The 25,536-nt window shown below is 72.1% G+C and carries 20 protein-coding genes; 10 read left to right on the top strand and 10 right to left on the bottom strand.

Translation table 11 applies throughout. The annotated features are described in order from the left end of the window. The first annotated feature begins 33 nt into the window (after nucleotides 1–33). Nucleotides 34–2,229: a SpoIIE family protein phosphatase gene (locus tag ABZ930_RS03960; RefSeq protein WP_361540967.1), complete on the top strand. Its 2,196-nt coding sequence runs from the start codon at nucleotides 34–36 to the stop codon at nucleotides 2,227–2,229. On the opposite strand, the gene ABZ930_RS03955 is transcribed toward ABZ930_RS03960, so the two are convergent. The 3 genes from ABZ930_RS03955 to ABZ930_RS03945 form a co-directional block, all read right to left on the bottom strand. Beyond that, complete coding sequence (locus ABZ930_RS03955) at nucleotides 2,181–3,287, bottom strand: AI-2E family transporter (RefSeq protein ID WP_361540963.1); 1,107 nt, start codon at nucleotides 3,285–3,287, stop codon at nucleotides 2,181–2,183. The genes ABZ930_RS03960 and ABZ930_RS03955 overlap by 49 nt on opposite strands. 65 nt (nucleotides 3,288–3,352) lie before the next feature. Continuing rightward, entirely contained in the window at nucleotides 3,353–4,321 is a 969-nt protein-coding gene (locus tag ABZ930_RS03950; protein ID WP_361540960.1) for a pirin family protein, read from the bottom strand. A 140-nt stretch (nucleotides 4,322–4,461) separates the two neighbouring features. Next, a complete protein-coding gene (locus ABZ930_RS03945; RefSeq protein WP_361540957.1) occupies nucleotides 4,462–4,950 on the bottom strand; it encodes an SseB family protein in 489 nt (162 codons plus the stop codon). 218 nt (nucleotides 4,951–5,168) lie between these two features. Here ABZ930_RS03945 and ABZ930_RS03940 point away from each other — a divergent pair, with 218 nt between their 5' ends. The 5 genes from ABZ930_RS03940 to ABZ930_RS03920 all read left to right on the top strand — a co-directional run bounded on the left by ABZ930_RS03940 (nucleotide 5,169) and on the right by ABZ930_RS03920 (nucleotide 12,627). Next, nucleotides 5,169–7,007, top strand: coding sequence for an acyl-CoA dehydrogenase (locus ABZ930_RS03940; protein ID WP_361540954.1), 1,839 nt, complete (start codon nucleotides 5,169–5,171; stop codon nucleotides 7,005–7,007). A gap of 373 nt (nucleotides 7,008–7,380) precedes the next feature. Continuing rightward, nucleotides 7,381–8,679, top strand: coding sequence for a M18 family aminopeptidase (locus ABZ930_RS03935; RefSeq protein WP_361540951.1), 1,299 nt, complete (start codon nucleotides 7,381–7,383; stop codon nucleotides 8,677–8,679). Nucleotides 8,680–8,768: 89 nt separating this feature from the next. After that, a complete protein-coding gene (locus tag ABZ930_RS03930; protein ID WP_361540948.1) occupies nucleotides 8,769–8,987 on the top strand; it encodes a DUF6458 family protein in 219 nt (72 codons plus the stop codon). Between the two features lie 82 nt (nucleotides 8,988–9,069). Continuing rightward, nucleotides 9,070–11,811 carry a BTAD domain-containing putative transcriptional regulator gene (locus tag ABZ930_RS03925; protein ID WP_361540945.1) on the top strand — a complete coding sequence of 914 codons (2,742 nt, stop codon included), beginning with the start codon at nucleotides 9,070–9,072 and terminating at the stop codon, nucleotides 11,809–11,811. A gap of 99 nt (nucleotides 11,812–11,910) precedes the next feature. Further along, nucleotides 11,911–12,627, top strand: a complete 717-nt coding sequence (locus tag ABZ930_RS03920) for a DUF4232 domain-containing protein (RefSeq protein ID WP_361540942.1) — start codon at nucleotides 11,911–11,913, stop codon at nucleotides 12,625–12,627. Nucleotides 12,628–12,634: 7 nt separating this feature from the next. Here ABZ930_RS03920 and ABZ930_RS03915 read toward each other — a convergent pair whose 3' ends face one another. After that, nucleotides 12,635–14,455, bottom strand: coding sequence for an NHL domain-containing thioredoxin family protein (locus tag ABZ930_RS03915; RefSeq protein WP_361540939.1), 1,821 nt, complete (start codon nucleotides 14,453–14,455; stop codon nucleotides 12,635–12,637). Nucleotides 14,456–14,561: 106 nt separating this feature from the next. Between ABZ930_RS03915 and ABZ930_RS03910 the strand changes: the two genes are divergently transcribed. Beyond that, nucleotides 14,562–15,440, top strand: a complete 879-nt coding sequence (locus tag ABZ930_RS03910; protein ID WP_361540936.1) for a YhjD/YihY/BrkB family envelope integrity protein — start codon at nucleotides 14,562–14,564, stop codon at nucleotides 15,438–15,440. Here the strand turns inward: ABZ930_RS03910 and ABZ930_RS03905 are convergent. Next, on the bottom strand, nucleotides 15,370–16,689 hold the full coding sequence (locus tag ABZ930_RS03905) for a hypothetical protein (RefSeq protein ID WP_361540933.1): 1,320 nt from the start codon (nucleotides 16,687–16,689) through the stop codon (nucleotides 15,370–15,372). The two genes, ABZ930_RS03910 and ABZ930_RS03905, sit on opposite strands and share 71 nt — an antisense overlap. Nucleotides 16,690–16,808: 119 nt before the next feature. Further along, nucleotides 16,809–18,302 carry an FG-GAP and VCBS repeat-containing protein gene (locus ABZ930_RS03900; RefSeq protein ID WP_361540930.1) on the bottom strand — a complete coding sequence of 498 codons (1,494 nt, stop codon included), beginning with the start codon at nucleotides 18,300–18,302 and terminating at the stop codon, nucleotides 16,809–16,811. Nucleotides 18,303–18,482: 180 nt separating this feature from the next. Here ABZ930_RS03900 and ABZ930_RS03895 point away from each other — a divergent pair, with 180 nt between their 5' ends. Next, nucleotides 18,483–18,983 (top strand): LURP-one-related family protein, encoded by a 501-nt coding sequence (locus tag ABZ930_RS03895; protein ID WP_111662984.1) that lies wholly within the window; start codon nucleotides 18,483–18,485, stop codon nucleotides 18,981–18,983. Between the two features lie 198 nt (nucleotides 18,984–19,181). Here ABZ930_RS03895 and ABZ930_RS03890 read toward each other — a convergent pair whose 3' ends face one another. After that, on the bottom strand, nucleotides 19,182–19,979 hold the full coding sequence (locus ABZ930_RS03890; RefSeq protein WP_361540926.1) for a carbon-nitrogen family hydrolase: 798 nt from the start codon (nucleotides 19,977–19,979) through the stop codon (nucleotides 19,182–19,184). A gap of 193 nt (nucleotides 19,980–20,172) precedes the next feature. On the opposite strand from ABZ930_RS03890, the gene ABZ930_RS03885 reads away from it, so the two are divergent. Next, nucleotides 20,173–20,997 (top strand): maleylpyruvate isomerase family mycothiol-dependent enzyme, encoded by an 825-nt coding sequence (locus ABZ930_RS03885; RefSeq protein WP_361540923.1) that lies wholly within the window; start codon nucleotides 20,173–20,175, stop codon nucleotides 20,995–20,997. 105 nt (nucleotides 20,998–21,102) lie between these two features. Here ABZ930_RS03885 and ABZ930_RS03880 read toward each other — a convergent pair whose 3' ends face one another. Together ABZ930_RS03880 and ABZ930_RS03875 are read right to left on the bottom strand one after the other, a co-directional pair. Beyond that, nucleotides 21,103–22,413 carry an MFS transporter gene (locus ABZ930_RS03880; protein ID WP_361540920.1) on the bottom strand — a complete coding sequence of 437 codons (1,311 nt, stop codon included), beginning with the start codon at nucleotides 22,411–22,413 and terminating at the stop codon, nucleotides 21,103–21,105. Beyond that, entirely contained in the window at nucleotides 22,410–23,066 is a 657-nt protein-coding gene (locus tag ABZ930_RS03875) for a GntR family transcriptional regulator (RefSeq protein ID WP_361540917.1), read from the bottom strand. Before ABZ930_RS03875 ends, ABZ930_RS03880 begins: the two co-directional genes overlap by 4 nt. A 176-nt stretch (nucleotides 23,067–23,242) precedes the next feature. On the opposite strand from ABZ930_RS03875, the gene ABZ930_RS03870 reads away from it, so the two are divergent. Then, entirely contained in the window at nucleotides 23,243–24,100 is an 858-nt protein-coding gene (locus ABZ930_RS03870) for a D-alanyl-D-alanine carboxypeptidase (protein ID WP_361540914.1), read from the top strand. A 75-nt stretch (nucleotides 24,101–24,175) separates the two neighbouring features. Here the strand turns inward: ABZ930_RS03870 and ABZ930_RS03865 are convergent, their stop codons facing one another. Further along, the gene (locus ABZ930_RS03865; protein ID WP_361540911.1) at nucleotides 24,176–25,519 is read right to left on the bottom strand and encodes a dihydrolipoamide acetyltransferase family protein; all 1,344 of its coding nucleotides are present in this window, start codon (nucleotides 25,517–25,519) and stop codon (nucleotides 24,176–24,178) included. Between the last annotated feature and the right edge of the window lie 17 nt (nucleotides 25,520–25,536).

The following is a 25,536-nucleotide window of genomic DNA, read 5'->3' as shown; positions in this document are numbered from 1 at the left end:
CCGTACCCGATCGTCACTTCTTAGAGTGGGCGCATGCGCACTGGTGACCCCCTCCCTCCGGTGGAGGACGTCCTCGCCGCTCTCGCGACCGGCCTGTGGCGCTGGGACAACAGGGCGGGCACGGTCACCTTCGACGCGGAGGCCGCCCGCCTCGTCGGGCTGCCCGCACAGATCACGACTCTCACCGAGGCGGGCGCCCGCTCCCGTTTCCACCCGGTGGACTGGAACGAGATCGACGGCATCATCCGGCTCGCCGTCGCCGAGGGCACCCTCGCCGAGGCCCGGCTGCGCATCATGGACGACCAGGGCCGTGTCATCCGTACCGTGCGCAGCCGCTCCAAGCCGGTGATGCTCGGCGACTCCCCCGACCTGTACGAGCTGATCGGCACCCTCCAGGAGGTCGCCGAGCCACCGCCCGGCACCTCCTCCCGCACCCCCGTCACCGGCGACTGGCGCCGCTCCCGCGAGGCGTTCCTGCTGGACGCGGGCCGCGCGCTGGCCGAGGCCGACTCCACGGCCGAGGTGCTGCGGGTCGCGGCCGGTCTCTCCATGCCGGGGTTCTCCCCCGACGGCCTCGCCGTGTTCGGCGTCGCGGGCGACCGGCTCACCGTCATCGGCCACCACGGGCACCGGCCCGGCGCCGAGGGCCCCTTCACCGACATGGACCTGGCCACGGACTATCCGGCGGCGGAGGTCTGCCGCACCGGCCGCGCCGTCTATCTCTCGGCCCCCGAGGAGTACCGGCGCCGCTACCCGGCGGCCTGGCCGCTCGCGGCGGGCTTCAACCGGCAGTCCTGGGCGTTCCTGCCGCTCGTCGTCGCCGGGCGCACCATCGGCGCGTGGATGGCGGGCTTCGCCTACCGGGTCACCTTCACGCCCGACGAGCGCTCGGTGCTGACCACGGTCGCCCGGATGCTGGCCCAGGCCCTCTCCCGGGCCGGGGTCGCCGAGTCGGAGCGCGCCCTGACCGACGGCCTGCAGAAGTCGATGCTGCCCACGATCGGCCCCGAGATCCCGGGCATGACCATCGCGGCCCGCTACGTCCCGACCGGCGGCGGCCTCCAGGTCGGCGGCGACTGGTACGACATGATCCCGCTGCCCAGCGGCCGGATCGCCCTGGTCATCGGCGACGTCCAGGGCCATGACGTGCAGGCCGCGGGCCTCATGGGCCAGCTGCGGATCGCGCTGCGCGCCTACGCCTCCGAGGGCCACCGCCCCGACGCGGTCCTCTCCCGCGCCTCCCGCTTCCTGTACGGGATCACCGCCGACGCGGCGGACCCGTCGGACCTGCGCTTCGCGACGTGCCTGTACATCGAGGCCGACCCGGTCACCGGCACCCTGGAGATGGCCCGCGCGGGCCATCCGGACCCCGCCATACGCACCGCCGACGGCACGGTGATGATGCGCCCCACCGCGGGCGGCCTGCCGCTCGGCATCGACCCCGACGCCGACTACCCGACGACCCGGCTCACCCTGGAACCCTCCGAGACGCTGCTGATCTGCACGGACGGCCTGATCGAGACGGGCGGGCACGATCTCGACTCCGGCTGGTCCCGGATCCGTACGACGCTGGAGACGATCCCCGCCGACGACCTGGAGCTGCTGGCGGACGCCCTCGTCCAGGCGGTCCACGGGCCGTCCTCGCACCACACCACGGGCCCGCTCGCCGACCGCCGCGAGGACGACATAGCGCTGCTTCTGCTGCGCCGCGCGACCGCGTCGCGGGTGCCCGTCACGGCCCGGCGCACCGCCATGACCATCGCGCAGGCAGAGCCGGAGCGGATCGCCGTCGCCCGTCAGCAGCTGCGCGAGCTGCTCCACGACTGGGCCGACGAGGACCAGGTCGACTCGGCGGTGCTGATGGTCTCCGAGATGGTCACCAACGTCCTGGTGCACACCGACGGCGACGCCCTGCTGGTCGCCGAGGTCGGCCGCGGCTGCGAGGGCCCGCGCCGCCTGCGGGTGGAGGTCGCGGACGCCTCGGACGACCTGCCGCACAAGCGCAGGCCGGGCGAACTCGCCTCATCGGGACGCGGATTGGTGCTGATGGAGCTGCTCGCCCAGAAGTGGGGCGTCGACCCGCGGGGCGAGGGCAAGAGCATCTGGTTCGAGCTGTACGAGCCCGAGGAGACCGGCGCGGAGAGCGTCGGCTCGGACGACGGCAGCCCGGAGGACGTCACTCATTCGGCGGTTTCACGTGAAACAGCCGTCTCCGACGGGCTCCCGTAACGCCCCTTCAGCTCCCCGATGATCCCGAACGCGGCCGCCGTCAGCGGCACCGCGAGCAGCATCCCGAGGATGCCGGCGACGGAGGCCCCCGCGGCGATCGCCAGCATCACGAGCGCCGGATGCATCTGCACCGTGCGCGACTGGATCATGGGCTGAAGGATGTGTCCCTCCAGCTGCTGCACCGCGAGGATCACCCCGAGCGTCCACAGGGCGATGACGAAGCCCCGGTCGGCGAGGGCGACGAGGACGGCGACGGCGCCGGAGATGGTGGCGCCGAGGTAGGGGATGTAGGCCCCGACGAAGACGAGCGCGCCCAGGCCCACCGCGCCCGGCACCCGCAAAATCAGCAGGCCGATGGTGATGCACAGGGCGTCGATGAGCGCGATGAAGGTCGTCCCGCGCATGAAGCCGGAGATCGCCTCGAAGGCACGGCGCCCCATCGCCTCGATGACCTCACCGGCGCCGCGCGGCGCGACCGCGTGGGCGAGACCCGCGGCGCGGTCGGAGTCCTTGAGGAAGAAGAACGTGAGCAGCAGCGCGAGGACGGAGGTCGCGAGGAGCGAGCCGATGACCGAGAGCCCGGTGAGCACGCCGCCGGCGAGGCTGGAGCCCCACTTGGAGAGCAGGTCCTTGGCGTTGTCGGCGACATTGCCGAGGTCGTCGGCGCCACTGAGCCCGAAGTGCGCGCGGATCCAGTCGCCCGCGTCCTGGACGGAGTCGACGATCTGGTCGCCGGTGTCGATGAGCGCCTTGACCACGATGTACCCGGCGCCGCCGACGACGGCGATCAGGGCGACGCAGGTCAGCGCGGCGGCGAGGGCGCGCGGCACCCTGCGCCGGTTCAGCCACTCGAAGACGGGCGCGAGCAGCGCGGTGCCGAGCAGGGCGAGCAGTACCGGGGTGACCGCCGACTTGAAGACGACGCAGAGCCAGATGGCGACGGCGGCGACACCGGTGACGAGCAGGGCCACCGCGCACCAGGCGGCGGTGCGCCGGGCCGCTTCGGGAAGCAGCGGTGTGCCCGGGGGCGGTTCCTGGGGCTCTCGGGTCGTCTGCACGGTCCCAGGTCATCACGCGCGCGTGGCCCCGACCTTCCGGGCGGGGCCACGCGGGTGACGTGCTGTCAGCTGGTGTGCGGCAGACGCTCCGTGGTGGGGACGACGCCCAGGCGGCCGGCCTGGAAGTCGTCGAAGGCCTGCTGGAGTTCGGCCTTGGTGTTCATCACGAACGGGCCGTAGTGCGCCATGGGCTCACGGATCGGCTGTCCGCCCAGGATCACGACCTCCAGGTCGGGGGTGTTCGAGTCCTGGGACTCGTCGGCCCGCACGGTCAGGGAGGAGCCCGCGCCGAACACGGCCGTCTGCCCCATGTGGACGGGCCGGCGGTCGGTGCCCACGGTGCCGCGCCCGGCGAGGACGTAGACCAGTCCGTTGTAGTCCTCGCGCCAGGGCAGCGTCGCCTCGGCGCCGGGGCGGACGGTGGCGTGCACCATCGTGATCGGCGTGTGCGTGATGCCCGGACCCTCGTGGCCGTCGAACTCACCGGCGATGACGCGGAGCAGCGCGCCGCCGTCCTCCGTGGTGAGCAGCTTGACCTGGCCGCCGCGGATGTCCTGGTAGCGCGGGTCCTGCATCTTGTCCTTCGCGGGCAGGTTCACCCACAGCTGGAGGCCGTGGAAGAGGCCGCCGGACATGACCAGCGACTCCGGCGGCGCCTCGATGTGCAGGAGGCCCGAGCCGGCCGTCATCCACTGGGTGTCGCCGTTGGTGATGGTGCCGCCACCGCCGTTGCTGTCCTGGTGGATGAAGGTGCCGTCGATGATGTACGTGACGGTCTCGAAGCCGCGGTGCGGGTGCCAGGGCGTGCCCTTGGGCTCTCCGGGCGCGTACTCCACCTCGCCCATCTGGTCCATCATGATGAACGGGTCGAGGTGGCGGTAGTTGATCCCGGCGAACGCGCGGCGCACCGGGAAGCCCTCGCCCTCGAAGCCGGTGGGCGCGGTCGTCACGGTGAGCACGGGGCGTGCCACGGCGTCGGCCGGCGCCGTCACACGGGGCAGGGTCAGCGGGTTCTCGACGGTCACAGCGGGCATTTTGGGGACCTCCTCGGTTCCTCGTGCCTCGATATTAGTTGAACGTAGAACTTTCTGCCACCCAGAACGCCGAACGCCCGGAGGGCATTCCCTCCGGGCGTTCTGAGTGCGGGGTGCTGGGCGCTCAGTCGTACAGGCGCTCAGCCGTACATGCGGCGCATGGCGAAGTCGACCATCTGCTCGACCGCCTTCGCGTCGAAGACCATCCGGTGCTCGCCCTCCATGTCGAGGACGAAGCCGTACCCGGTGGGCAGCAGGTCGATCACCTCGGCGCCGGTGATGACGAAGTACTTGGACTCCTTGCCGGCGTACCGGCGCAGTTCCTTGAGCGTGGTGAACATCGGGATCACCGGCTGCTGCGTGTTGTGCAGCGCCAGGAAGCCCGGGTTGTCACCGCGGGGGCAGTAGACCTTCGACGACGCGAAGATCTGCTGGAAGTCCTCGGCGGACATCGAGCCCGTGGTGAACGCGCGGACCGCGTCGGCGAGCGACGGCGGCGACGGCTCCGGGTACAGCGGTGCCTGCTGCCCGTATCCGCCCATGCCGGCCTGCGGGGGCATGCCCTGCTGCGGCGGCGCGTACTGCTGCTGGCCGCCCGCCCCGCCCGGGGTCCGCTCGTATCCGTACATGGGGGCAAGAGTACCGAGGGCGGGCGGCGCGATGGGGCCGGCCGGACGCCTTCCGTTCGCCGAACCGCCGGACGTCCCGTGGAGCGTTCCGTCACAGTTGACCCCACAGGGGTTGATTCTTATTACCGGCGGGTAGCATCCTGTTGGTTACTAGTTGGTATGCGTATGAGGTCGGCCGCGGTCGGCCCTCCCTCCCGAGTCTTTACGGAGCCGTCGCCATGGGGCACTACAAGTCGAATCTCCGCGACATCGAGTTCAACCTCTTCGAGGTGCTCGGCCGCGACAAGCTGTACGGCGCCGGCCCGTTCGCGGAGATGGACGTCGAGACCGCCAAGAGCATCCTCAGCGAGACCACCCGTCTCGCCGAGAACGACCTGGCGGAGTCCTTCGCGGACGCCGACCGCAACCCGCCGGTCTTCGACCCCGAGACGAACACGGCGCCGATCCCGGAGACCTTCAAGAAGTCCTACAAGGCCTTCATGGACTCCGAGTACTGGCGCCTGGGCCTGCCCGAGGAGATCGGCGGCACCACGGCCCCGCGCTCCCTGATCTGGGCCTTCGCCGAGCTGATCCTGGGTGCGAACCCGGCGATCTGGATGTACTCCTCCGGCCCCGCGTTCGCCGGCATCCTCTTCGAGGAGGGCAACGACGCGCAGAAGAAGATCGCCGAGATCGCCGTCGAGAAGCAGTGGGGCTCGACGATGGTGCTCACCGAGCCGGACGCCGGTTCGGACGTCGGCGCCGGCCGCACCAAGGCCGTCCAGCAGGACGACGGCTCGTGGCACATCGAGGGCGTGAAGCGCTTCATCACGTCCGGTGAGCACGACATGTCGGAGAACATCCTCCACTACGTGCTGGCCCGCCCCGAGGGCCACGGCCCCGGCACCAAGGGCCTCTCGCTCTTCCTGGTCCCGAAGTTCGAGTTCGACTGGGAGACCGGCGAGCTGGGCGAGCGCAACGGCGTCTACGCCACGAACGTCGAGCACAAGATGGGCCTCAAGGCGTCCAACACCTGCGAGATGACCTTCGGCGACCAGCACCCCGCCAAGGGCTGGCTGATCGGCGACAAGCACGACGGCATCCGCCAGATGTTCCGCATCATCGAGTTCGCCCGCATGATGGTCGGCACGAAGGCGATCTCGACGCTGTCGACGGGTTACCTGAACGCGCTGGAGTACGCCAAGGAGCGCGTCCAGGGCTCCGACCTGGCCGCCTTCGGCGACAAGGCCGCGCCCAAGGTCACCGTCACGCACCACCCGGACGTGCGCCGCTCGCTGCTCACGCAGAAGGCCTACGCGGAGGGCATGCGCTCGCTCGTCCTCTACACCGCCTCGGTGCAGGACGCGATCCAGCTCAAGGAGGCCTCCGGCGAGGACGCCTCGACCGAGCACGCGCTCAACGACCTGCTCCTGCCGATCGTGAAGGGCTACGGCTCCGAGAAGGGCTACGAGCAGCTCGCGCAGTCGCTCCAGACCTTCGGCGGCTCCGGCTTCCTCCAGGAGTACCCGATCGAGCAGTACATCCGGGACTCCAAGATCGACACCCTGTACGAGGGCACCACCGCCATCCAGGGCCAGGACTTCTTCTTCCGGAAGATCGTCCGCAACCAGGGCGCCGCGCTGAACGGTCTGGCCGAGGAGATCAAGAAGTTCCTCGCCGTGGAGACCGGCGGCGAGGAGCTGGCCGGGGCCCGCGAGTCGCTGGCCAAGGCCGCCGTCGAGCTGGAGGCCATCGTCGGCGTCATGCTGACCGACCTGGCCGCCACCGAGCAGGACGCCAAGAACATCTACAAGGTGGGCCTGAACACGACCCGCCTGCTGATGGCCTCCGGTGACGTCGTCGTCGGCTACCTCCTGCTCAAGGGCGCCGCGATCGCCGCCGAGCGGCTCTCCGAGGGTGCGGCCGGCAAGGACGTCGCCTTCTACCAGGGCAAGGTCGCCGCGGCGAAGTTCTTCGCGGCGAACGTTCTGCCCGGGGTCACCGGTGCGCGCAAGCTGGCGCAGGGCACCAGTGAGTCGGGGCTGGATGTCATGACGCTGGACGAGTCCGCGTTCTAGGCTCCGCCGACCCGGATCGAGCCTGAGGCCCGTTGTCCCCTCGAGGGACGACGGGCCTCTCGCGTCTCGTCGCCGGCTGCCGGCCGGTGGCCTCTTCTCGCGCAGTTCCCCGCGCCCCTGAGGCATGCGCTCCGCGCAGCCTCCCTGGACGAGCGAAGCTCGCTTCAGGGGCGCGGGGAACGGCGCGACCAGCCCCCACCGGCCGGCGCACGAAGAACCCCCCAGGGGCGCGGGGAACGGCGCGAGAAGAGGCCACCGGCCCGCGCACGAAGAACCACCCAGGGGCGCGGGGAACTGCGCGAGAAGCCCCACCGGCCCGCGGGCGGGAAACGGTGCTGGGCAGGTGGTCTGCAACCCGCACTACCCTGGCGGCATGAGCACATCCACCGGCCCCTTCGACCGCGGCCACACCGACGACCTGATGACCTTCCTCGCGGCAAGCCCCACCCCGTACCACGCGGTGGCGACGGCAGCCGCCCGCCTGGAGAAGGCCGGATTCAAGCAGGTCGCCGAGACCGACGCCTGGGACGGCGAGACCGGTGGAAAGTACGTCACGCGCGGCGGCGCGATCATCGCCTGGTACGTGCCGCGGGGAGCCCGGCCCCACACCCCGTACCGCATCGTCGGCGCCCACACCGACTCCCCGAACCTGAGGATCAAGCCGCAGCCCGACATGGGCAGCAACGGCTGGCGCCAGGTCGCCGTCGAGATCTACGGCGGCCCGCTCCTCAACTCCTGGCTCGACCGCGACCTCGGCCTCGCCGGCCGGATCACCCTGCGCGACGGCGGCGAGCGCCTGATCGACATCGACCGGCCCCTGCTGCGCGTGCCCCAGCTCGCCGTCCACCTGGACCGCGGGGTGAACGTCGACGGCCTGAAGCTGGACAAGCAGCGCCACATGCAGCCCATCTGGGGCCTGGGCAGCGACGTCCACGAGGGCGACCTGCTGGGCTTCATCGAGGACGAGTACGGCCTGGAGCGCGGCTCCATCACCGGCTGGGACCTCATGCCGTACGCCGTCGAGGCCCCCGCCTACCTGGGCCGCGACAAGGAGCTCGTGGCCGGACCGCGGATGGACAACCTGCTGTCCGTGCACGCCTGCACCGCCGCCCTCACCGAGGTCAGCAAGGCGGAGGAGCTGCCGTACATCCCGGTGTTCGCCGCCTTCGACCACGAGGAGAACGGGTCGCAGTCCGACACCGGCGCCGACGGCCCGCTGCTCGGCACCGTCCTGGAGCGCTCGGTCTTCGCGCGCGGCGGCTCCCTGGAGGACCGGGCGCGGGCCTTCGCCGGCACCGTCTGCCTCTCCTCCGACACCGGCCACGCCGTGCACCCCAACTACGCCGAGCGCCACGACCCCACCCACCACCCGCGCGCCAACGGCGGCCCGATCCTCAAGGTGAACGTCAACAACCGCTACGCCACCGACGGCGTCGGCCGCTCCGTGTTCGTCGCCGCGTGCGAGAAGGCGGGCGTGCCCTACCAGGCGTTCGTCTCCAACAACGCGATGCCGTGCGGGACGACGATCGGCCCGATCACCGCCGCCCGGCACGGGATCAAGACCGTCGACATCGGCGCGGCGATCCTTTCCATGCACAGCGTGCGCGAACTGTGCGGCGCGGACGACCCGTTCCACCTGGCGAACGCGCTGTGGGCCTTCCTGGAAGGCTGAGTTCCGAACCTCTGTGTGATGCCGGAAGCCCCGGGTACCCGGGGCTTCCAGAAGCCGTGCGTCACACAGATTTGTGGGGAGGGAACCTCATGAGTATGGGAGGTTGCATCATCCTGGTCGCCGTCGGCGCGATCCTCGCCTTCGCGACCGACTGGCACATGAAGGGCGTCAACCTTGATCTCGTCGGCTGGATCCTGATGATCGTCGGCCTGATCGGACTCTTCGTGTTCCGCAGCGTGGGCCGGCGCCGCCTCGCCCCGCACAGCCGCACCACCGTGGTCGAGGACGACCGGGAGCCGCGCATCTGACGGCCCCGGCGACTGTGCTCCCCCGTATCCTGGTCATCCCGCCGTTGACGGGGATCTCGGGGTTTCGTAGGGGAGCACAGTCGTGGAGTTCCGGCTGCTCGGCGCGGTCGCCGTGGCCACACAGAGCGGGGAACTCCCCCTCGGACCCGCCAAGCGGCGCAGCCTGCTCGCGGCGCTGCTGCTGCGGCCCAACACCGCCGTCCCCCTCGACCAGCTGATCGACGCACTGTGGCCCGAGGGCCCGCCCGCCCGGGCCAGAACGGTCGCCCAGGGCCACGTCTCGCGGCTGCGGGCGCTGCTCGCGCAGGGCGGCGCCGACGAATGGGGCGTCAGGCTCGTCACCCGCGGCGACGCCTACGTCCTGGAGATGCCCGAGTCGCTGCTCGACGCCCACCGCTTCGAGGAACTCGTCCGCCTCGCCCACGACCAGCGCACCCCCGACGACGCCGCCGCCCTGCTGCGCGAGGCACTGGCACTGTGGCGCGGGCCCGCGCTCGTCGGCGTCGCCACCGGCGGCTCGCTCCGGGTCGCGGCGGACGGCCTGGAGGAGGCCCGGATCTCGGCGGTCGAACACCTCGCCCGCACCTACGGGGAGTTCGGCGACCACGCCCGGGCCGCCTCCCTGCTGCACGCCGAGGCCGTCGCCCACCCGATGCGGGAATCGCTCGCCGGAGCCCTGATGCGGGCGCTGTACCGCTCGGGCCGCCAGTCCGACGCCATCGACCAGTACCACCGCACCCGCACCCTCCTCGCCGAGGAACTCGGCGTCGACCCCGGTGCCGCGCTGCGCGAGGCGTACGCGGAGATCCTGGCGGGCGGCACCGCCGCGGCACCGCCCCACCCCACCCCCGCCGCAGCCCCCGCCCCCGGCCCCGAGCCGGAACCGGCGGCCGGACCCGATCTGCTGCCGCGGCCCCCGCGCGGCTTCGTCGGCCGCGACCGCGAACTGGCCGCGATCGGCGCCGCCACGCGCCGCGAGCACGCCGTCGTCGTCATCACCGGCCCCGCCGGGGTCGGCAAGACCGCGGCCGCCCTGCACTGGGCCCACACCGCCCGCGCGCACCACGACGGCGTGCTCTTCGCCGACCTGCGCGGCTTCCACGACGAGAGCGGCGGCGACAGCGGCCCCGAAACCGCCGACGTGCTCCGCGAGTTCCTGATCGCGCTCGGCGTCCCGGCCCGCGAACTGCCCGAGACACCGGGCGCGCTGGCCGCCGCGTACCGCACCCGCACGGAAGCGCGCCGCCCCCTCGTCGTCCTCGACAACGCCCGCACCGCCGCCCAGGTCCGCCCGCTCCTCCCGGCCGGTCCCGGCAGCGCCGCCCTGGTCACCTCGCGGCTGCGCCTGGACGGTCTCGCGGTCAGCGAACTCGCCCGGACCGTCGACATCGGCGTCCTCGACGGCGCCGCGTCCGCCACCCTGCTCGCCGCGGCCACCGGCGCCGAGGACCGGCTCGCCGCCGAACCCGCCGCCGCGGCCCGGCTCGCCGAACTCTGCGCGGGCCTCCCGCTGGCGCTGCGCGTCGTGGCGGCCCGGATCAACGCCCGGCCGCAGTGGCCGCTGGCCGCCCTCGCCGACGAACTGGCCGACGAACAGCGCCGCCTGGCGCTCCTCGACGTCGACGACACCGGGGTCGCCGCCGCCCTCCGGCTCACCCTGCGCGCCCTGCCCGCCGACGCCCGGCTGCTCTTCCGCCGGCTCGCCGCCCTGCCGGGACCCGACCTCGACCGGTACGCGGCCGCCGCCCTCACCGCGACCCCGCCCGCCGACGCCGCCACCGCCCTCGACCGGCTCGCCGCCGCCCACCTGGTGACGGAGCGGTCCCCGGGCCGGTACGGGATGCACGACCTGGTCCGCCTGTACGCGCGCGGCCCCGCCCGGCAGGAGACGGCCGACGACCCGGCCGAACCCGACGCCGAGCCCGCCGGTGAACCCCTCGTCCGCCTCCTCGACCACTACGTGCGCACCGCCCTGCGCGCCGCCGCCGTCGCCGAACCCGACGACCGGCCCTGCTGCACACCGCCGCCCGACGCGCGGCCCGACCTCGGCGGCCCCGCGCTGCCCGACCGGACGAGCGCGCTCGGCTGGTTCGCCGCGCAGCGCGAGAACCTCGCGGCGGCCGCCGGTGCCGCCTTCACCGCGGGCCACGACGACCGGGCCTGGCGGCTCGTCGTCCTCCAGTGGCCGTCCATCGTCGGATACGTACGCGACGACTGGATGCCCCTGCTCGAACAGGGCCTCAGCGCGGCCGTGCGGCTCGGCGACCCGGACGCCGAGGCGCGGGTGCGCGCCCTGTACGGCTGGGTCCTCACCGAGGAAGGGCGGCTCGCCCAGGCCCTGGAGCACCTGGAGCGCGCCCCGGCACTCGCCGCCCGCGCGGGCGACCCGTCCAGCGAGGCCACCGCCCTGGTCAACCTCGCCGTCGCCCTGGACCGGACCGGCGCCCCGGGCCCCGAGTCCCTCGCCCACCTGACCCGCGCCGCCGAACTGGCCCACGCCGCCGACGACGTCCTCACCGAACTGCTCGCCCTCGAACACCGGGCCCGCGGCCTGCTCGCCCTCGACGACCACCCGGCCGTGCTCGCCTGCACGGAGCGCGGCCTCGCGCTGCCCGCCGCCGCGGAAGGGCTCGCGCCGCTGCGCCAGATCCTGCTGCGCGTCTCGCGCGGCACCGCGCTCCTCGCCCTCGGCCGCACCGAGGAGGCCCGCGCCGACCTGCGCCGGGCCCACGACGACGCGCTGCGGCGGGGCTTCGAGGAGGGGGTGCTGCGGGCGAAGGACCCGTTGGCGCGGGCCGACAGCCAAACGGCGACGGGGCGCTAACGCGAGGGCGACCGAACGGCGACCGCACCCGGCACCGTAGGGGACACAAGCAGCCCGCCGGACCAGAAGGCGGGCGCACGGAACCGGGGGAGCACCACCATGACCCGCACCAGCCTGACCCGCACCACCGCCCGCACGACCGCCCTCGCCACCGCCGCCGTGATCCTCGGCCTGACGATGACCGCCTGCTCCGGCAGCGACGCGACGGGAACCAAGGACGAAGGCGCCGCGACGGCCAAGAACACGAGCGCCGGAGCGAGCACGGACAGCGGCTCGGCCGCCAAGAAGTCCACGGACACGCAGCAGGCGGGCGGCACGGCCGACGCGGACGCCGCCAAGAGCACCTCCAGCGGCAAGGGCGCCACCGGCGGGACCGCCGCGAAGAAGACGCCCGAGTGCAAGGTCACGTCGCTCGGCTACACCCTCAAGCGCAAGAACCCGGAGCAGCAGGGCGACCACCTGCTGATCACCGCGGTCAACAAGTCCGGCAGCGCCTGCACCGTGCAGAAGTTCCCGGTCGTCACCCCGGGCGACGCCAACGGCGACGTGCCCGTCGCCAAGGACGACGTACGGCCCGCGCAGCCGCTGCTCGTCCCGGCCGGCGGCACGATCTACTCCGCGCTCCCCGTCTACCAGGAGGTCAAGGCCGACGACGACTACTTCACGTCGATCCGGCTCTCCCTGGTCATGAACGACGCCGACGCCTCCGGCGCCTCCGTCACCCTGAAGACTCCCGGCGAGGTCGAGTACGCGGGCAAGCGCGCCGACGGCATCGAGGTGCTCTCCTGGAACACCCGGATGCCGTACGCGAACTGACGTCCTGTCAGCCGTCCAGGCCGGCCAGCACCAGCGGCAGCCGGTCCGCCCCGCCCTCGGCGACCCGGACCGGCACGCCCCAGTCCTGCTGATGGACGTGGCAGGCCGGGTACTCGTTGGCCGGGTCGTCGTCGCAGGACGCGGCCATGGCGGAGACGTGCAGCACGCCCTCCGGCACCGCCGGGTTCAGCACCAGCTCGCGGGCCAGGTCGGTGCCCGGTCCGTCACCCGCGGCGAGCAGTTCGGGCGGCGTCGCCGAGACGAGCAGCCGGGTCGAGGGCCCGTACCGGGTGTCCAGCTTCTGCCCGGCCGGCGCCCGGAAGATCACGTCGAGCCGCAGCTTGCCGCCCGCCACCTCGGTCGCGGCGCGCTGGGTGCGGTGGGCGACGGACTCGACGCGCACGGCCTCCTCGGGCAGCCGCAGCCGGGTCAGCCGGTGCCGCGCGGACTCCACGACGACGATCTCGCCGGTGTCACCCACGAGTACGGCGTCGCTCGGCTCCCGCAGATCGGTGGCGAGCGTGCTCACCTGCCCGGTCGCCGGGTCGTAGCGGCGCAGCGCGTGGTTGTACGTGTCCGAGACCGCGACCGAGCCGTCGGGCAGCGCGGTGACGCCCAGCGGGTGCTGGAGCAGCGCCTGTCCGGCGTCGCCGTCCCGGTGCCCGAAGTCGAACAGACCGGTGCCGACGGCGGTGTGCACGGCCCCGTCCGGGTCCACCCACCGCAGCGCGCTGGTCTCCGAGTCGGCGACCCACAGCCGCTCCTCGGTGGCCGCGAGCCCGGACGGCTGCGCGAACCAGGCCTCGGCGCCGGGACCGTCGACCAGCCCCTCGTTGGTCGTCCCGGCCGCGACGCCCACCGTCCCCTCCACCGGGTCGTACGTCCACAACTGGTGCACGCCCGCCATGGCGATCCACACCTTGCCGCCGAAGACGGCCACGTCCCACGGCGAGGACAGGTCGACGTCACGGGCCGGGCCGCCGGTCGGCGACCCCTGCCACCACTGCCTGCCGGTGCCCGCGAGGGTGCTGATCGCACCGGTCGTGAGGTCGACGGCGCGCAGCGCGTGATTGACGGTGTCGGCCACGACCACCGTGCGGTCATCGAGCAACGCGAGCCCCTGCGGCTCGTTGAACGCATCGTCCGCGAAGCCCCGCGCCCCGCTCCCGATCCGCCGCACGACGCTCTCCCCGTCGGCCGCCAGCTCCACGAGCTGATGCCGCGTCGTATCGCTGACCAGGAAGTTCCCAGACGGCAGCAGCAGCGCCTTGCCGGGAAAACGCAGATCGGTCGCGACCGGCTCGGGCGCCACGTACGGCCCGTCGCCGCGCCGCAGCGTCCCCTTCGCCGTGTGCTCGGCCTCCAGCTCCTCCACCAGCCGCTCGATGGCGTGCGCGTGCCCCTCACCGGCGTGCTGCGCGACGACGTACCCCTCGGGGTCGATCACGACGAGCGTGGGCCAGGCCCGCACCGCGTACTGCTTCCAGGTCGCCAGCTCCGGATCGTCGAGCACCGGGTGCTCCACCCCGTACCGCTCGACGGCGTCGACGACCGCCGCGTGCTCGGCCTCGTGCACGAACTTCGGCGAGTGCACCCCGATGATCACAAGGGTGTCCCGGTGCTTCTCCTCCAGCTCCCGCAGCTCGTCGAGGACGTGCAGGCAATTGATGCAGCAAAAGGTCCAGAAATCGAGCACCACGATGCGTCCGCGCAGGTCGGCGAGGGTGTACTCCGTGCCGCCGGTGTTCAGCCAGCCGCCTTTGCCGACCAGCTCGGGGGCGCGGACGCGGGCACGGCGGTGGGTGGGGGCGGGCGCGGAGTCGTTCATGATTCAAGGGTGCCACGGGACTCGGCGCACAGGATCTGCGCCATCCGGTGGTAAGCGCCGCCCGGTGCCGCCGTGGCGGGCGGTGGGGTGCGCATGCTGGGCAGCTATGAGCGACACGAGCACCGTCGGGCGGGCGACCGCGTGGGCCGCCGCGCGGGTGAAGGAGGTCCGGGAGGAGTTTCCGTTCGTCACGCGTCTGACCCGGCAGCTGGTCGCCGTGAACCTGCTGGACTCCGCGACCCGGCTCGCCGCGCAGACGTTCCTGACGGCGATCCCGATCCTGTTCGTCGTCGCCGCGTTCGCGCCCGCCTCCGTGCGGGAGCAGATGCTGGAGTCGGCGCGCGGCTCCCTGGGGCTGAGCGGCGACTCGCTGGCTCAGGTGCGGCAGGTGTACGGGAGCGGGGACGGCGGGGACTCGGTGGCGCGGGACACCTCGGGGGCGGTCGGCGCGCTGGTCATGCTGGCGTCGGCGACCGCGTGCAGCAGGGCGTTGCAGCGGGTGTGCGAGCGGGCGTGGGGGCTGCCGCCGGCCGGTCTGGGGCTGATCGCCTGGCGGTGGGTGGCCTGGCTGTGCGTGTGGCTCGTTGTGGCGATGCTGCAGAACGTGCTGCGCGGCGGTTTCGGCGCGGGCCCGTGGCTGGGCGTCCCGCTGTCGTACGTGGTCGGCGTGCTGCTGTGGTGGTGGACGCAGCATCTGCTGCTCGGCGGGCGGGTGCCGTGGCTGCCGCTGCTGCCGGGCGCGCTGCTCACGGGGGTGGGGGTGGTGTCCCTGTCGTGGTCGTCGGCTCTCTACATGCCGCGCACGCTGAACCGTTCGCTGGCCGAGTTCGGGCCGTTCGGCCTCGTCTTCTCGCTGCTGTCGTGGCTGATCGTGGTGTTCACGGTGGTGTGCGTGGGGATCTCCGCCGGGTGCGTCATCGCGCGGGAGCGGCCGGTGGCGCGTCGTCTGGGGACTCCTGCGGCAGGGCGGAGGCCGGGAGCGTAGGGGCGTCGAGGAACTCGATCACGGCGAGGGCGCAGACGGCGACGACCGCGATCCAGAACACCACCATGCCGGTGGGGTAGGACCAGACGATCAGCACGGCCGCGGCGACGGCGGCGACCGTGACGTTCAGCCACGTACGCATCCGGTGCACCCACGGGCCGACCGGGCCGAACGTGCCGGAGCCGCCGGTGAACAGGGTGTCCCGTACGGAGCCGATCGCGCCGGTCCACACGCCGCGCACCGCCCGCGCCCAGCGGCCGGGGCCGCTCAGCCAGGAGGCGAGGGCGACGACCGCGCCGAGGACGGCGACGACGCGGACGGCCGTGCGCAGGAAGCGGACCAGGGTGTCGTAGACGGCGCCGGCGGCGGGCCGGGAGACGTCGGCGGGCAGGGCGTCCAGATAGACGGCGCGGCCGATCCACAGCGCGAGGCCGAGCACGAGCGCTCCGACGGCGATCGCGAGCGCGGCGGTGGTCAGGGCGCGGCGCCTGCGGCGGGCGAGCAGGACGGCGCCCGCGGCCAGCAGGAGGACGATCAGCGGCAGTACCCAGGAGAGCAGCTGGAGCAGGCGGAAGCCGGTGCGGGCCTGGGCGAGGGCGCCGGTGGACTGCATGACGGTGATGCTGGTGTGCACCTCGGGGAGGTTCCCGGCGACCGTGAGCCCCTGGTCGACGAGGGCCTGTTTGACCTTGTCGACGACCGGGGCGAGGTCGAGGGTGACCTCGCCGTCCTCGACCTTGACCGCGCCGTCGTCGTGGCCGGTGAGGGCCTTGTCGACGGCGGCGTGGGCGGTGCGGTTGAGCTGGTCCCAGACGGTGGCGAAGGCGGGGCTCGACACGAACTTCGCGGTCGTGTTGCGGACCAGGGAGGTGAGGCCGCTGGTGAGGGGGCCGTCCGCGGCGCCGAGCGCCTTCTCGAGGAGGGGCCGGTCGGCGGGGGCGACGCCGGAGAGCAGGTCGCCTACGTCGATCCGGTCCATGACGGCCGTGGTCACCCGGTTGGTGACGGCCGTGCGCACGTCGGGGTCGTCGGCGAGCGGTGCCATGGTCTGGACGTAGCGGTCGGTGTCGCCGATCAGCGCGTTCGACCAGACGGCGACCACGCCGAGCGGGGTGAGGAGCGCCGCGAGGATCACCAGGATCACGGCGAGGGCCGATCTGGGGCGGGAGCGGGGCCGTGGTGCGTGCTCCGCGGCCTCCAGTTCGCGCACCCGGGCCTTCAGCGCGGCGAGTTCGTCGTCCCTGGTCATGTGTACAGGAGACGTGAAGCGGGCGGTTTTCGCTCGTTGAGCGTCGGACGACAGAGCGCGGACGCGTCTGCCTGGTCGGGAGCAGACGCGTCCGCGGGTCTCTTCGTGGTTGCTCGCGCCTACTTCAGCGGGCTGCCGAAGAGGGCCTTGGTGACGGGGGCGCCGAGGTCGGTCGGGTTGAGCGCGATCGAGCCGGTGCCGGTCACGCCGCTCGCGGAGCCCGGGAACGTCCACACCGCGCCGGAGGAGTCGTTCTCCCCGGTGGCGGAGACGGCCAGGTCGCGGCTGCCGTCGCCGTTCACGTCGAGCAGGGCGCAGTCGGAGCCGAACAGGTCGCCGCTCTCGGCGACGCCCGGCACGTTCGCCGAGTTCTGGTTGAGGACGACGGAGCCGGTGCCGGTGACGCCGTCGGCCGAGCCGGGCAGCAGCGCGACCGCGCCCGCGTCCGTCAGGCCGCTGAAGTCCTCGCCGGAGATGCCGAGGGCGACGTCGGCCTTGCCGTCACCGGTGACGTCGGCGACGGAGACGCAGGAACCGAGGTGGTCGCCGTCCTCCTGGGCGCCGTAGAACCCGGGCAGCGACTGGTCGAACTCCTGGGTGCGGTCGCCCTTCAGGCCGTCCTTGGTGCCGAACGCGAGGGTGACCTTCTGCATCGTGTCGCCGATGTCGGAGTCCTCGGGGTCGGAGCCGACGACCAGGTCGTCGATGCCGTCGCCGTTCACGTCACCGGTGGCCAGGGCGCCCTGGGTCTCGGGGGCCCAGCCGCGCTTGAAGCCCGCGGCGCTGCCGTACAGGACGGTGTTGTTCCACGTGCCGTCGCCGCTGTAGGAGCGCAGGGCGAGGTCGTCGCGGCCGTCGCCGTTGAGGTCGCCGACGGCCTTGAAGAAGACCGGGCCGGTCGTGGAGTCCGGGCCGTCGACACAGCCGTACTGGTCGTCGACGCAGGTGGCGTCGTCCTTGCCGTAGCCCCACCACTCGGACTTGTCCATGAAGTTCAGCTTCTTGGCGGGGGCGCCGGCCCGGGTGACCGGGCCCTTCCAGAGCGCGGCGCCCTGGTGCTCGGGGTCGTCGCCGTAGGAACCCATGGCGGCGAGCAGCGCCAGGTCGGCCTTGCCGTCGCCGTCGAAGTCGCCGATCTGCGGCGTACGGCCGTACGTGGCGATCGCGGTGCCGCCGGTCAGGCCGGAGGCGGAGCCCCACAGGATGACGGCGCCGGTGGTCGACTTGGTGCTGCCTATGACGAGGTCGCTGAAGCCGTCCCCGTCGAGGTCTCCCTTGGTGACGGAGGCGCCGAAGCCCTCCTTGGCGGCGGCGGAACCGGGGACACCGGCGGTCGAGCGGCTGATCAGCGTCTTGTTCGCGGCCTTCGGGCCGGTCGGCGATCCGTAGGTCACCGCGACGTAGCCTGCCCCCGCCTTGCCGGAGACGGTGCCGCCGGCGGCGCCGGAGACGAGGTCGGCGTAGCCGTCGCCGTTGAAGTCGTCGGCGCGGTCGGCCTTGCCGGCGGTGGCGGCGGCGGCCTGTCCCGGTGCGAGCGACAGGGCGGCGAGCCCGCCCCCGACCAGCGCGGCGGCCATCAGCGGTGCGGTGAGACGAAGTCGTGCACGTGCCATGAGGGGAGTTCCTTCGATTGGTCAGGTCGTAAAGTCACGTCCATCTCTTAGGACCCACCTGTTCCCCCAATGGTTGCAGCTACCACTGAACTGTCCTGATTGCTACGGGTCTTGGGCCGCCGCTGCTCCTTTAGGGATCGGGGAGGGGTCCGATCGGCGGCTCGGGGGAACTCTCGACGTATGCGCTACGAAGTGAGGGAACGGCTCTTCGCCATCGGCGAGGACTACTGGATCGAGGACGAGAACGGCCACAAGGCGTTCCTCGTCGACGGCAAGGCGATGCGGCTGCGCGACACCTTCGAGCTGAAGGGGGCGGACGGCCGTGTCCTCATCGACATCCACCAGAAGATGTTCGCGCTGCGCGACACGATGGTGATCGAGCGCGCCGACGAGGAGCTGGCGCGCGTCAAGCGCAAGCGGCTCTCCCTGCTGCGCAACCACTACCGGGTCGCGCTCGCCGACGGCGAGACCGAACTCGACGTCAGCGGCAAGATCCTGGACCGGGAGTTCGCCGTCGAGTACGAGGGTGAGCTCCTCGCGGAGATTTCGCGGCGGTGGCTGCGGGTGCGGGACACCTACGGTGTGAACGTGATCCGTGAGGACGCCGATCCGGCGCTGCTCATCGCGGTCGCGGTCTGCGTCATCCATCTCGCGGAGAAGGAACGCGGCGTCGTGGACTGACGCGCCGTCGGGTGCGGGTCCCATCGTGGCTTCTCGCGCAGTTCCCCGCGCCCCTGGGAGTGGGCTTCGCTCGGCCAGGGGAGGCGCGCGGAGTGCGGCCTCCGGGGGAGGCTGCGCGCAGCGCGTGCCTCAGGGGCGCGGGGAACTGCGCGAGAAGCGGCCACCGGGCCGCGGCCGGAAACGGATCCCGGCCCGGCTTCAGCGCCCCGGCGCCTCGAGCCCCAGCACCCGGTCCTTCAGCGCGGGGAACTGCTCCCGGGTCACCCCGACCCGGGACGGGTCGAACTCGACGCGGAGCACCTCTTCCCCGGCCCCGGCCTCCCCGAGCACCTCTCCCCACGGATCCACCACGATGCTGTGCCCGGCCTGCGGCACCCCGGCATGCGTCCCCGCACTCCCGCAGGCCAGCACGAACGCCTGGTTCTCGACCGCCCGCGCCTGAGCCAGCAGCGTCCAGTGCGCACGCCGCCGCTCGGGCCACCCGGCGGAGACGATCAGCGTCTCGGCGCCGAGCCCGACGAGCCCCCGGTACAGCTCGGGGAAACGCAGGTCGTAGCAGGTCGTCACCCCGGCGACGGTCTTCGGAAGACGGACCGTCACCAGTTCCCGCCCGGCGCTCATCAGCACCGCCTCGCCCTTGTCGAAGCCGAACCGGTGGATCTTGCGATAGGCGGCGGCGAGCTCCCCGTCGGGGGAGAAGACCAGCGCGGTGTTGTACAGCGGCCCGTCAGGATCCCGCTCGGGGATCGACCCGGCGTGCAGCCACACGCCCGCGTCCCGCGCCGCCTTGGCCATCGCCTCGAAGGTCGGCCCCTCCAGCGGCTCGGCCTCGGACGCGAACAGTTCGTAGGCGAACGCGCCGGTCGGCCACAGCTCGGGAAGCACGACGAGATCGGCGGACCCGGCCTGGTCACGGACCAGCGAACTGACTCGATCCCGCCGAGAGTTGACCGATTCGTCCTCGTTTACTGCGATCTGGATGAGGGAGGCGCGCACAGTACCACCGTCCTGGCATTCGAGCCGTCGGCTACACGTCAACAACGGCCTACGATCGTCACACGAAAGCACTGCAGGGGTGCCTCGGGGCAGCGTAACTTAGCCTCCCAAGACACCCACGCCGCAAGTGCCCGCCGCCCAAGTCACCGCCCGTGTACCAACCGCGCACCAACCGTTCAAGGGGTCCCTTTCCGTGAGTCTCCACCCCAGCCTTCAGTCCTACGCCGACGCCTGGACCCACTCCGTGGAAGCGATATCCGAGCTGGTCACACCGCTCGCGGAGGGTGAGTGGAGCCGGGCGACCCCGTGCCCCGGCTGGTCGGTGCGGGACATCGTCTCGCACGTCATCGGCGTGGACTGCGAGATGCTCGGCGACCCCCGGCCCATCCACACCCTGCCGCGCGACCTCTACCACGTACAGACGGAGGCGCAGCGCTACACGGAGGTCCAGGTCGACGTCCGCCGCCACCACACGGCGCCCGAGATGGCCTCCGAGCTGGAGTACACGATCATCCGCCGCTCCCGGCAGCTGCGGAACGAGACGCGGGAGCCCGAGACCATCGTGCGCGGCCCGCGCGCGGTCGAGGAGACGCTGGAGTTCGCCCTGCGGCGGCGGGCGTTCGACATCTGGGCGCACGAGCAGGACCTGCGGTGGTCGCTCGGCAAGCCGGGCAACCTCGACTCCCCGGGCGCGTACGTCGTCCGCGACATGCTCCTCGCCGTGCTTCCGAAGATCGTGGCGAAGGACGCGGGCGCCCCGGCGAACTCCGCGGTGGTCTTCGACGTGCACGGCCCGGTGGAGTTCCTGCGCACGGTCCGCGTGGACGCCGAGGGCAACGGCACGATCGACGGCGCCCCCTCGCTGGGCCCCGCGGCGACGCTCGCCCTGGACTGGGAGACCTACGTCCGGCTGTCCTGCGGCCGCGTCACGCCCGAGTCGGTCGCGGACCGCGTGAAGATCGAGGGCGACCAGGAACTGGCCTCGGCGATCCTGCACGCAATGGTCGTCACCCAGTAGCCCGGCGCGGCCCGGTGGGCCGCTTTCCGTTCGAGCCCCTCCGGCGATTGAGGAGCGGGGTCCGGGGCGGAGCCCCGCGACGTGCGCACCGGCGCGGCCCAGCGGTCACACCGGCACGTGCACCGAGGTCACCCGGGAAGCGACCAGCCGCTCCCGCTCCGCCCGGGCGGCCCGCTTCCGCAACCGCAGAATCTGGCTCACCCCGAGCGCCTGCAACACGAACACCGCGGCGAACGCGATCCGGTAGTTGTCCCCGGTCGCGTCGAGCAGCACGCCCACGGCCAGCAGCGTCGTCATGGAGGCGACGAAGCCGCCCATGTTCACGATCCCGGAGCCCGTGCCCTGCCGCTCCGGCGGATTGGCGGGACGCGCGAAGTCGAAGCCGATCATCGAGGCGGGCCCGCACGCGCCGAGCCCCACGCACATCACGAGCAGCAGCCACATCGGGGAGTGCCCCGGCCACGCCATGGGCGCCGCCCACAGCACGGCCACGGAGCCGACCGTGCCGAGCGCCAGCGGCAGCCGTGCCGTGTGGTGCCGGGCGACGATCTGCCCGTAGACGAGCCCGATGACCATGTTGGAGAGCACGACCAGCGTCAGCAGCTCGCCGGCCGTCCCGCGCGACAGACCCTGCGCCTCCACCAGGAACGGCAGCCCCCACAGCAGCAGGAACACCATCGCCGGGAACTGCGTGGTGAAGTGCACCCACAGGCCGAGCCGGGTCCCCGGCTCCCGCCAGGAGGCGGCGATCTGGGCGCGCACGTACGCGGCGCCCTTGTGCGTCGTCGGCAGCGGCGCGGGCTCGAACCCCTCGGGGTGGTCCTTCAGGAACAGCACCATCAGCACCAGGACGAGGACGCCCAGCACCGCGCTGCCCGCGAACGCCGTCTCCCAGCCGACCCCGTGCAGCAGCCGGGCGAGCACCAGGGTGGAGATCAGATTGCCGGCCATGCCGACGAGACCGGCGAGCTGCGCGACCAGCGGACCGCGCCGCGCGGGGAACCAGCGGGTGCCGAGCCGCAGCACGCTGATGAACGTCATGGCGTCGCCGCAGCCGAGCAGCGCGCGCGAGGCGAGCGCCATGCCGTACGAGGACGAGAAGGCGAAGCCGAGCTGTCCGACGGTGAACAGCACCACGCCGAGGGTGAGCACCTTCTTGGTGCCGAGCCGGTCGACCATCAGGCCGACGGGTATCTGCATGCCCGCGTACACGAGCAACTGGAGGATGGAGAAGGTCGACAGGGCCGAGGCGTTGATGTGGAAGCGCTCGACGGCGTCGAGTCCCGCCACCCCCAGCGACGTACGGAAGACGACGGCGACGAAGTAGACGGCGACGCCGATCGACCACACGACGACGGCCCGCCGGCCGCCGGGCGGATCGCCGGGCAGCGACGGGGACGCGGCGGAGCTGCTCATCGTTCCTCACCCCGGGCCAGGTCGCGCACGCGCGAGACGTGCCGGCGCACCACCGCCACGGCGGCCTCCATGTCCCCGGCGCGCAGCGCGTCCAGGATCTCCTCGTGCTCGGCGAGCGTCTTCGCCGTGCGGTCCGGGTGGGCCTGCATCACGACGACGCCCATCCGCAGCTGCCGGTCGCGCATCTGGTCGTAGACGCGGGCCAGGATCGCGTTGCCCGCGCTGCGCACGATCTCCGCGTGGAAGCAGCGGTCGGTGGCGGCGGCCTCGGCGAGGTCACCGGCGGCGACCTGCGCGCGCTGCTGCGCCAGCAGTTCGGTCAGCCGGTCGATGAGGTGGGGCGACGCGGGCACGGCCTTGCGCACCGCGTGCTCCTCGACGAGCAGCCGGGTCTCCACGACGTCCGCGATCTCCTGCGCGGAGACGGGCAGCACGAGGGCGCCCTTCTTCGGGTAGAGCCGCAGCAGCCCCTCGACCTCCAGCTTCAGCAGGGCCTCGCGGACCGGGGTGCGGGAGACGCCGACCGCCTCGGCCAGCTCGCCCTCGGTGAGCAACGTCCCTCCCTCGTAGCGGCGTTCGAGCACGGCGCGCTTCACGTGGGCGTAGACGCGCTCCGCGGCGGGCGGGCGTTTTTCGGTGACGGTCGAGGGCATGCGCACATCATAGATACAACACGTACGCAAGTCGGCCGTCGTCCACCATGCGGGATGGGTTCGGCAGTACAACCCTTCACCCGCCTCATTCGTCTCTTCAGTGCGGGCGCCCTATCCCAACGGGCCGCCCCCCAGGGGCATTTGGAGCGTATACGTTGAATAGACGCATAACGGGCATGGCTGTTCTCGTCGCGGGAACCATGCTCACCAGCGGAGTGCTGACCACCTCCGCCCAGGCGGCCACGGCACCGGCCAAGCCGACCATCGCCGCCAAGGGCGGCTTCGTGATGAACAACGGAACGGGCTCGACCCTGTTCACCAAGGGCGCCGACACCCGGCGGTCCACCGGCTCCACCACGAAGATCATGACCGCGAAGGTGGTGCTGGCCCAGAAGAACCTCAACCTGGACAGCAAGGTCACGATCCAGAAGGCGTACAGCGACTACATAGTCAAGAACGGCGCCTCGTCGGCCCGCCTGATCGTCGGCGACAAGGTCACCGTCCGCCAGCTGCTCTACGGGCTGATGCTGCCGTCGGGCTGCGACGCGGCGTACGCCCTCGCGGACAAGTTCGGCTCGGGCTCCACGCGCTCGGCGCGCGTGAAGTCGTTCATCGGCAAGATGAACGCCGACGTGAAGAAGATGGGCCTGAAGAACACCCACTTCGACTCGTTCGACGGCATCGGCAACGGCTCGAACTACTCGACGCCGCGCGATCTCACCAAGATCGCGAGCGGTGCCATGAAGAACTCGACGTTCCGTACGGTCGTGAAGACCAAGTCGACGAAGCGCAAGGTCACCACCAAGTCCGGTGGCTACCGCTACATGACGTGGACCAACACGAACACCCTGCTGGGTTCGTACTCGGGCGCCATCGGCGTGAAGACCGGCTCCGGCCCGGAGGCGGGCTACTGCCTGGTGTTCGCGGCGACCCGCAGCGGCAAGACGGTGATCGGCACGGTCCTGAAGTCCTCGTCGGTCTCGGCCCGCACCTCGGACGCCAAGAAGCTGATGGACTACGGCTTCAAGAAGTGACCCCGCCAGCGTGAACAGCGCTGACAGCACTGAAGGGGCGTCCCGTCACCGGGGCGCCCCTTCAGTCGTACGGGTCTAGGACCAGGTCAGCAGACGCTTCGGCCGCTCGAGCACGGCCGCCACGTCCGCCAGCACCTTGGACCCCAGCTCCCCGTCGACCAGCCGGTGGTCGAAGGAGAGCGCCAGCGTCGTCACGTGCCGCGGCTTGACCTTGCCCTTGTGCACCCAGGGCTGGAGCTTGATCGCCCCGACGGCGAGGATCGCCGACTCACCCGGGTTCAGGATGGGCGTCCCGGTGTCGATGCCGAACACACCGACGTTGGTGATGGTGACGGTGCCGCCCTGCATGGCACCCGGCGACGTCTTCCCCTCGCGCGCGGTGGCCACCAATTCACCCAGCGCGGACGCCAGTTCGGGCAGCGTCTTCGCGTGGGCGTCCTTGATGTTCGGGACGATCAGCCCGCGGGGCGTGGCGGCGGCGATGCCCAGATTCACGTAGTGCTTCTGGACGATCTCGGCCCTGCCGTCGTTCAGCTCGTCCCAGGACGCGTTGACCTCCGGGTTGCGCCGGATCGCGACGAGCAGCGCCTTGGAGATGAGCAGCAGCGGGTTGACCCGCAGACCGGCCATGTCCGGGTCGGACTTCAGCTCCTCGACGAGCTTCATCGTCCGCGTCACGTCGACGGTCACGAACTCCGTGACGTGCGGAGCGGTGAACTTCGAGGCCACCATCGCCTGGGCGGTCGCCTTGCGCACGCCCTTGACCGGGATCCGGGTCTCGCGCACCCCGTCGTACGACGCGGCGGACGCGGGCGCCGGAGCCTCGGCCGGGGCCTGCGCCGGGACCGGGATCTCGGGCGCCGCGGGCTCGGCGGGCACGGGCGGCGCCACGGCCGCGTGCACGTCCTCCCGCGTGATGATCCCGTCGGCACCGGCCGGGATCACCGTGGCCAGGTCGACCCCGAGGTCCTTGGCCAGCTTGCGCACCGGCGGCTTGGCCAGCGGCCGCTGCTCGGTGAGCACGGCGGCCGCCGAACCGTTCGCCGCCGCGGGCTCCTTGCGGGCCCGCCGCTTGGTGGAGGACTCGGCGACGCCGTAGCCGACGAGCACCGGCTGCCGGCCGCTCGCCTCCTCCGCGACGGGCTCCTCGGCGGCGACCGGGGCCTCGGCCTCGGCCTCTCCCCCCGTCCGCACCGAGATGATGACCTGTCCGACGTCGACGGTCGTGCCCTCGGGGAACATCAGCTCCCCCACAACCCCGTCGAACGGGATCGGCAGCTCGACGGCGGCCTTGGCCGTCTCCACCTCGCACACGACCTGCCCGTCGGTGACCGTGTCACCGGGCTGCACGTACCACTTGAGGATCTCTGCCTCGGTGAGGCCCTCGCCCACATCGGGCATCTTGAACTCGCGCACCATGACGTTCGACCTCTCCC

Source organism: Streptomyces sp. NPDC046716 (assembly GCF_040645755.1).
GTDB lineage: Bacteria > Actinomycetota > Actinomycetes > Streptomycetales > Streptomycetaceae > Streptomyces.
The sequence above is the reverse complement of the archived record's forward strand: the minus strand, read 5'-3'. Positions and strand labels throughout refer to the sequence as shown.

What these genes read in the sequence shown, in the direction of transcription:
- ABZ930_RS03905 (WP_361540933.1), bottom strand. Translation starts at nt 16,689, where the DNA reads ATGACCAGGGACGACGAACTCGCCGCGCTGAAGGCCCGGGTGCGCGAA.
- ABZ930_RS03960 (WP_361540967.1), top strand. Translation starts at nt 34, where the DNA reads ATGCGCACTGGTGACCCCCTCCCTCCGGTGGAGGACGTCCTCGCCGCT.
- ABZ930_RS03920 (WP_361540942.1), top strand. Translation starts at nt 11,911, where the DNA reads ATGACCCGCACCAGCCTGACCCGCACCACCGCCCGCACGACCGCCCTC.
- ABZ930_RS03875 (WP_361540917.1), bottom strand. Translation starts at nt 23,066, where the DNA reads ATGCCCTCGACCGTCACCGAAAAACGCCCGCCCGCCGCGGAGCGCGTC.
- ABZ930_RS03865 (WP_361540911.1), bottom strand. Translation starts at nt 25,519, where the DNA reads ATGGTGCGCGAGTTCAAGATGCCCGATGTGGGCGAGGGCCTCACCGAG.
- ABZ930_RS03940 (WP_361540954.1), top strand. Translation starts at nt 5,169, where the DNA reads ATGGGGCACTACAAGTCGAATCTCCGCGACATCGAGTTCAACCTCTTC.
- ABZ930_RS03880 (WP_361540920.1), bottom strand. Translation starts at nt 22,413, where the DNA reads ATGAGCAGCTCCGCCGCGTCCCCGTCGCTGCCCGGCGATCCGCCCGGC.
- ABZ930_RS03910 (WP_361540936.1), top strand. Translation starts at nt 14,562, where the DNA reads ATGAGCGACACGAGCACCGTCGGGCGGGCGACCGCGTGGGCCGCCGCG.
- ABZ930_RS03915 (WP_361540939.1), bottom strand. Translation starts at nt 14,455, where the DNA reads ATGAACGACTCCGCGCCCGCCCCCACCCACCGCCGTGCCCGCGTCCGC.
- ABZ930_RS03895 (WP_111662984.1), top strand. Translation starts at nt 18,483, where the DNA reads ATGCGCTACGAAGTGAGGGAACGGCTCTTCGCCATCGGCGAGGACTAC.
- ABZ930_RS03900 (WP_361540930.1), bottom strand. Translation starts at nt 18,302, where the DNA reads ATGGCACGTGCACGACTTCGTCTCACCGCACCGCTGATGGCCGCCGCG.
- ABZ930_RS03930 (WP_361540948.1), top strand. Translation starts at nt 8,769, where the DNA reads ATGAGTATGGGAGGTTGCATCATCCTGGTCGCCGTCGGCGCGATCCTC.
- ABZ930_RS03945 (WP_361540957.1), bottom strand. Translation starts at nt 4,950, where the DNA reads ATGTACGGATACGAGCGGACCCCGGGCGGGGCGGGCGGCCAGCAGCAG.
- ABZ930_RS03935 (WP_361540951.1), top strand. Translation starts at nt 7,381, where the DNA reads ATGAGCACATCCACCGGCCCCTTCGACCGCGGCCACACCGACGACCTG.
- ABZ930_RS03950 (WP_361540960.1), bottom strand. Translation starts at nt 4,321, where the DNA reads ATGCCCGCTGTGACCGTCGAGAACCCGCTGACCCTGCCCCGTGTGACG.
- ABZ930_RS03870 (WP_361540914.1), top strand. Translation starts at nt 23,243, where the DNA reads ATGGCTGTTCTCGTCGCGGGAACCATGCTCACCAGCGGAGTGCTGACC.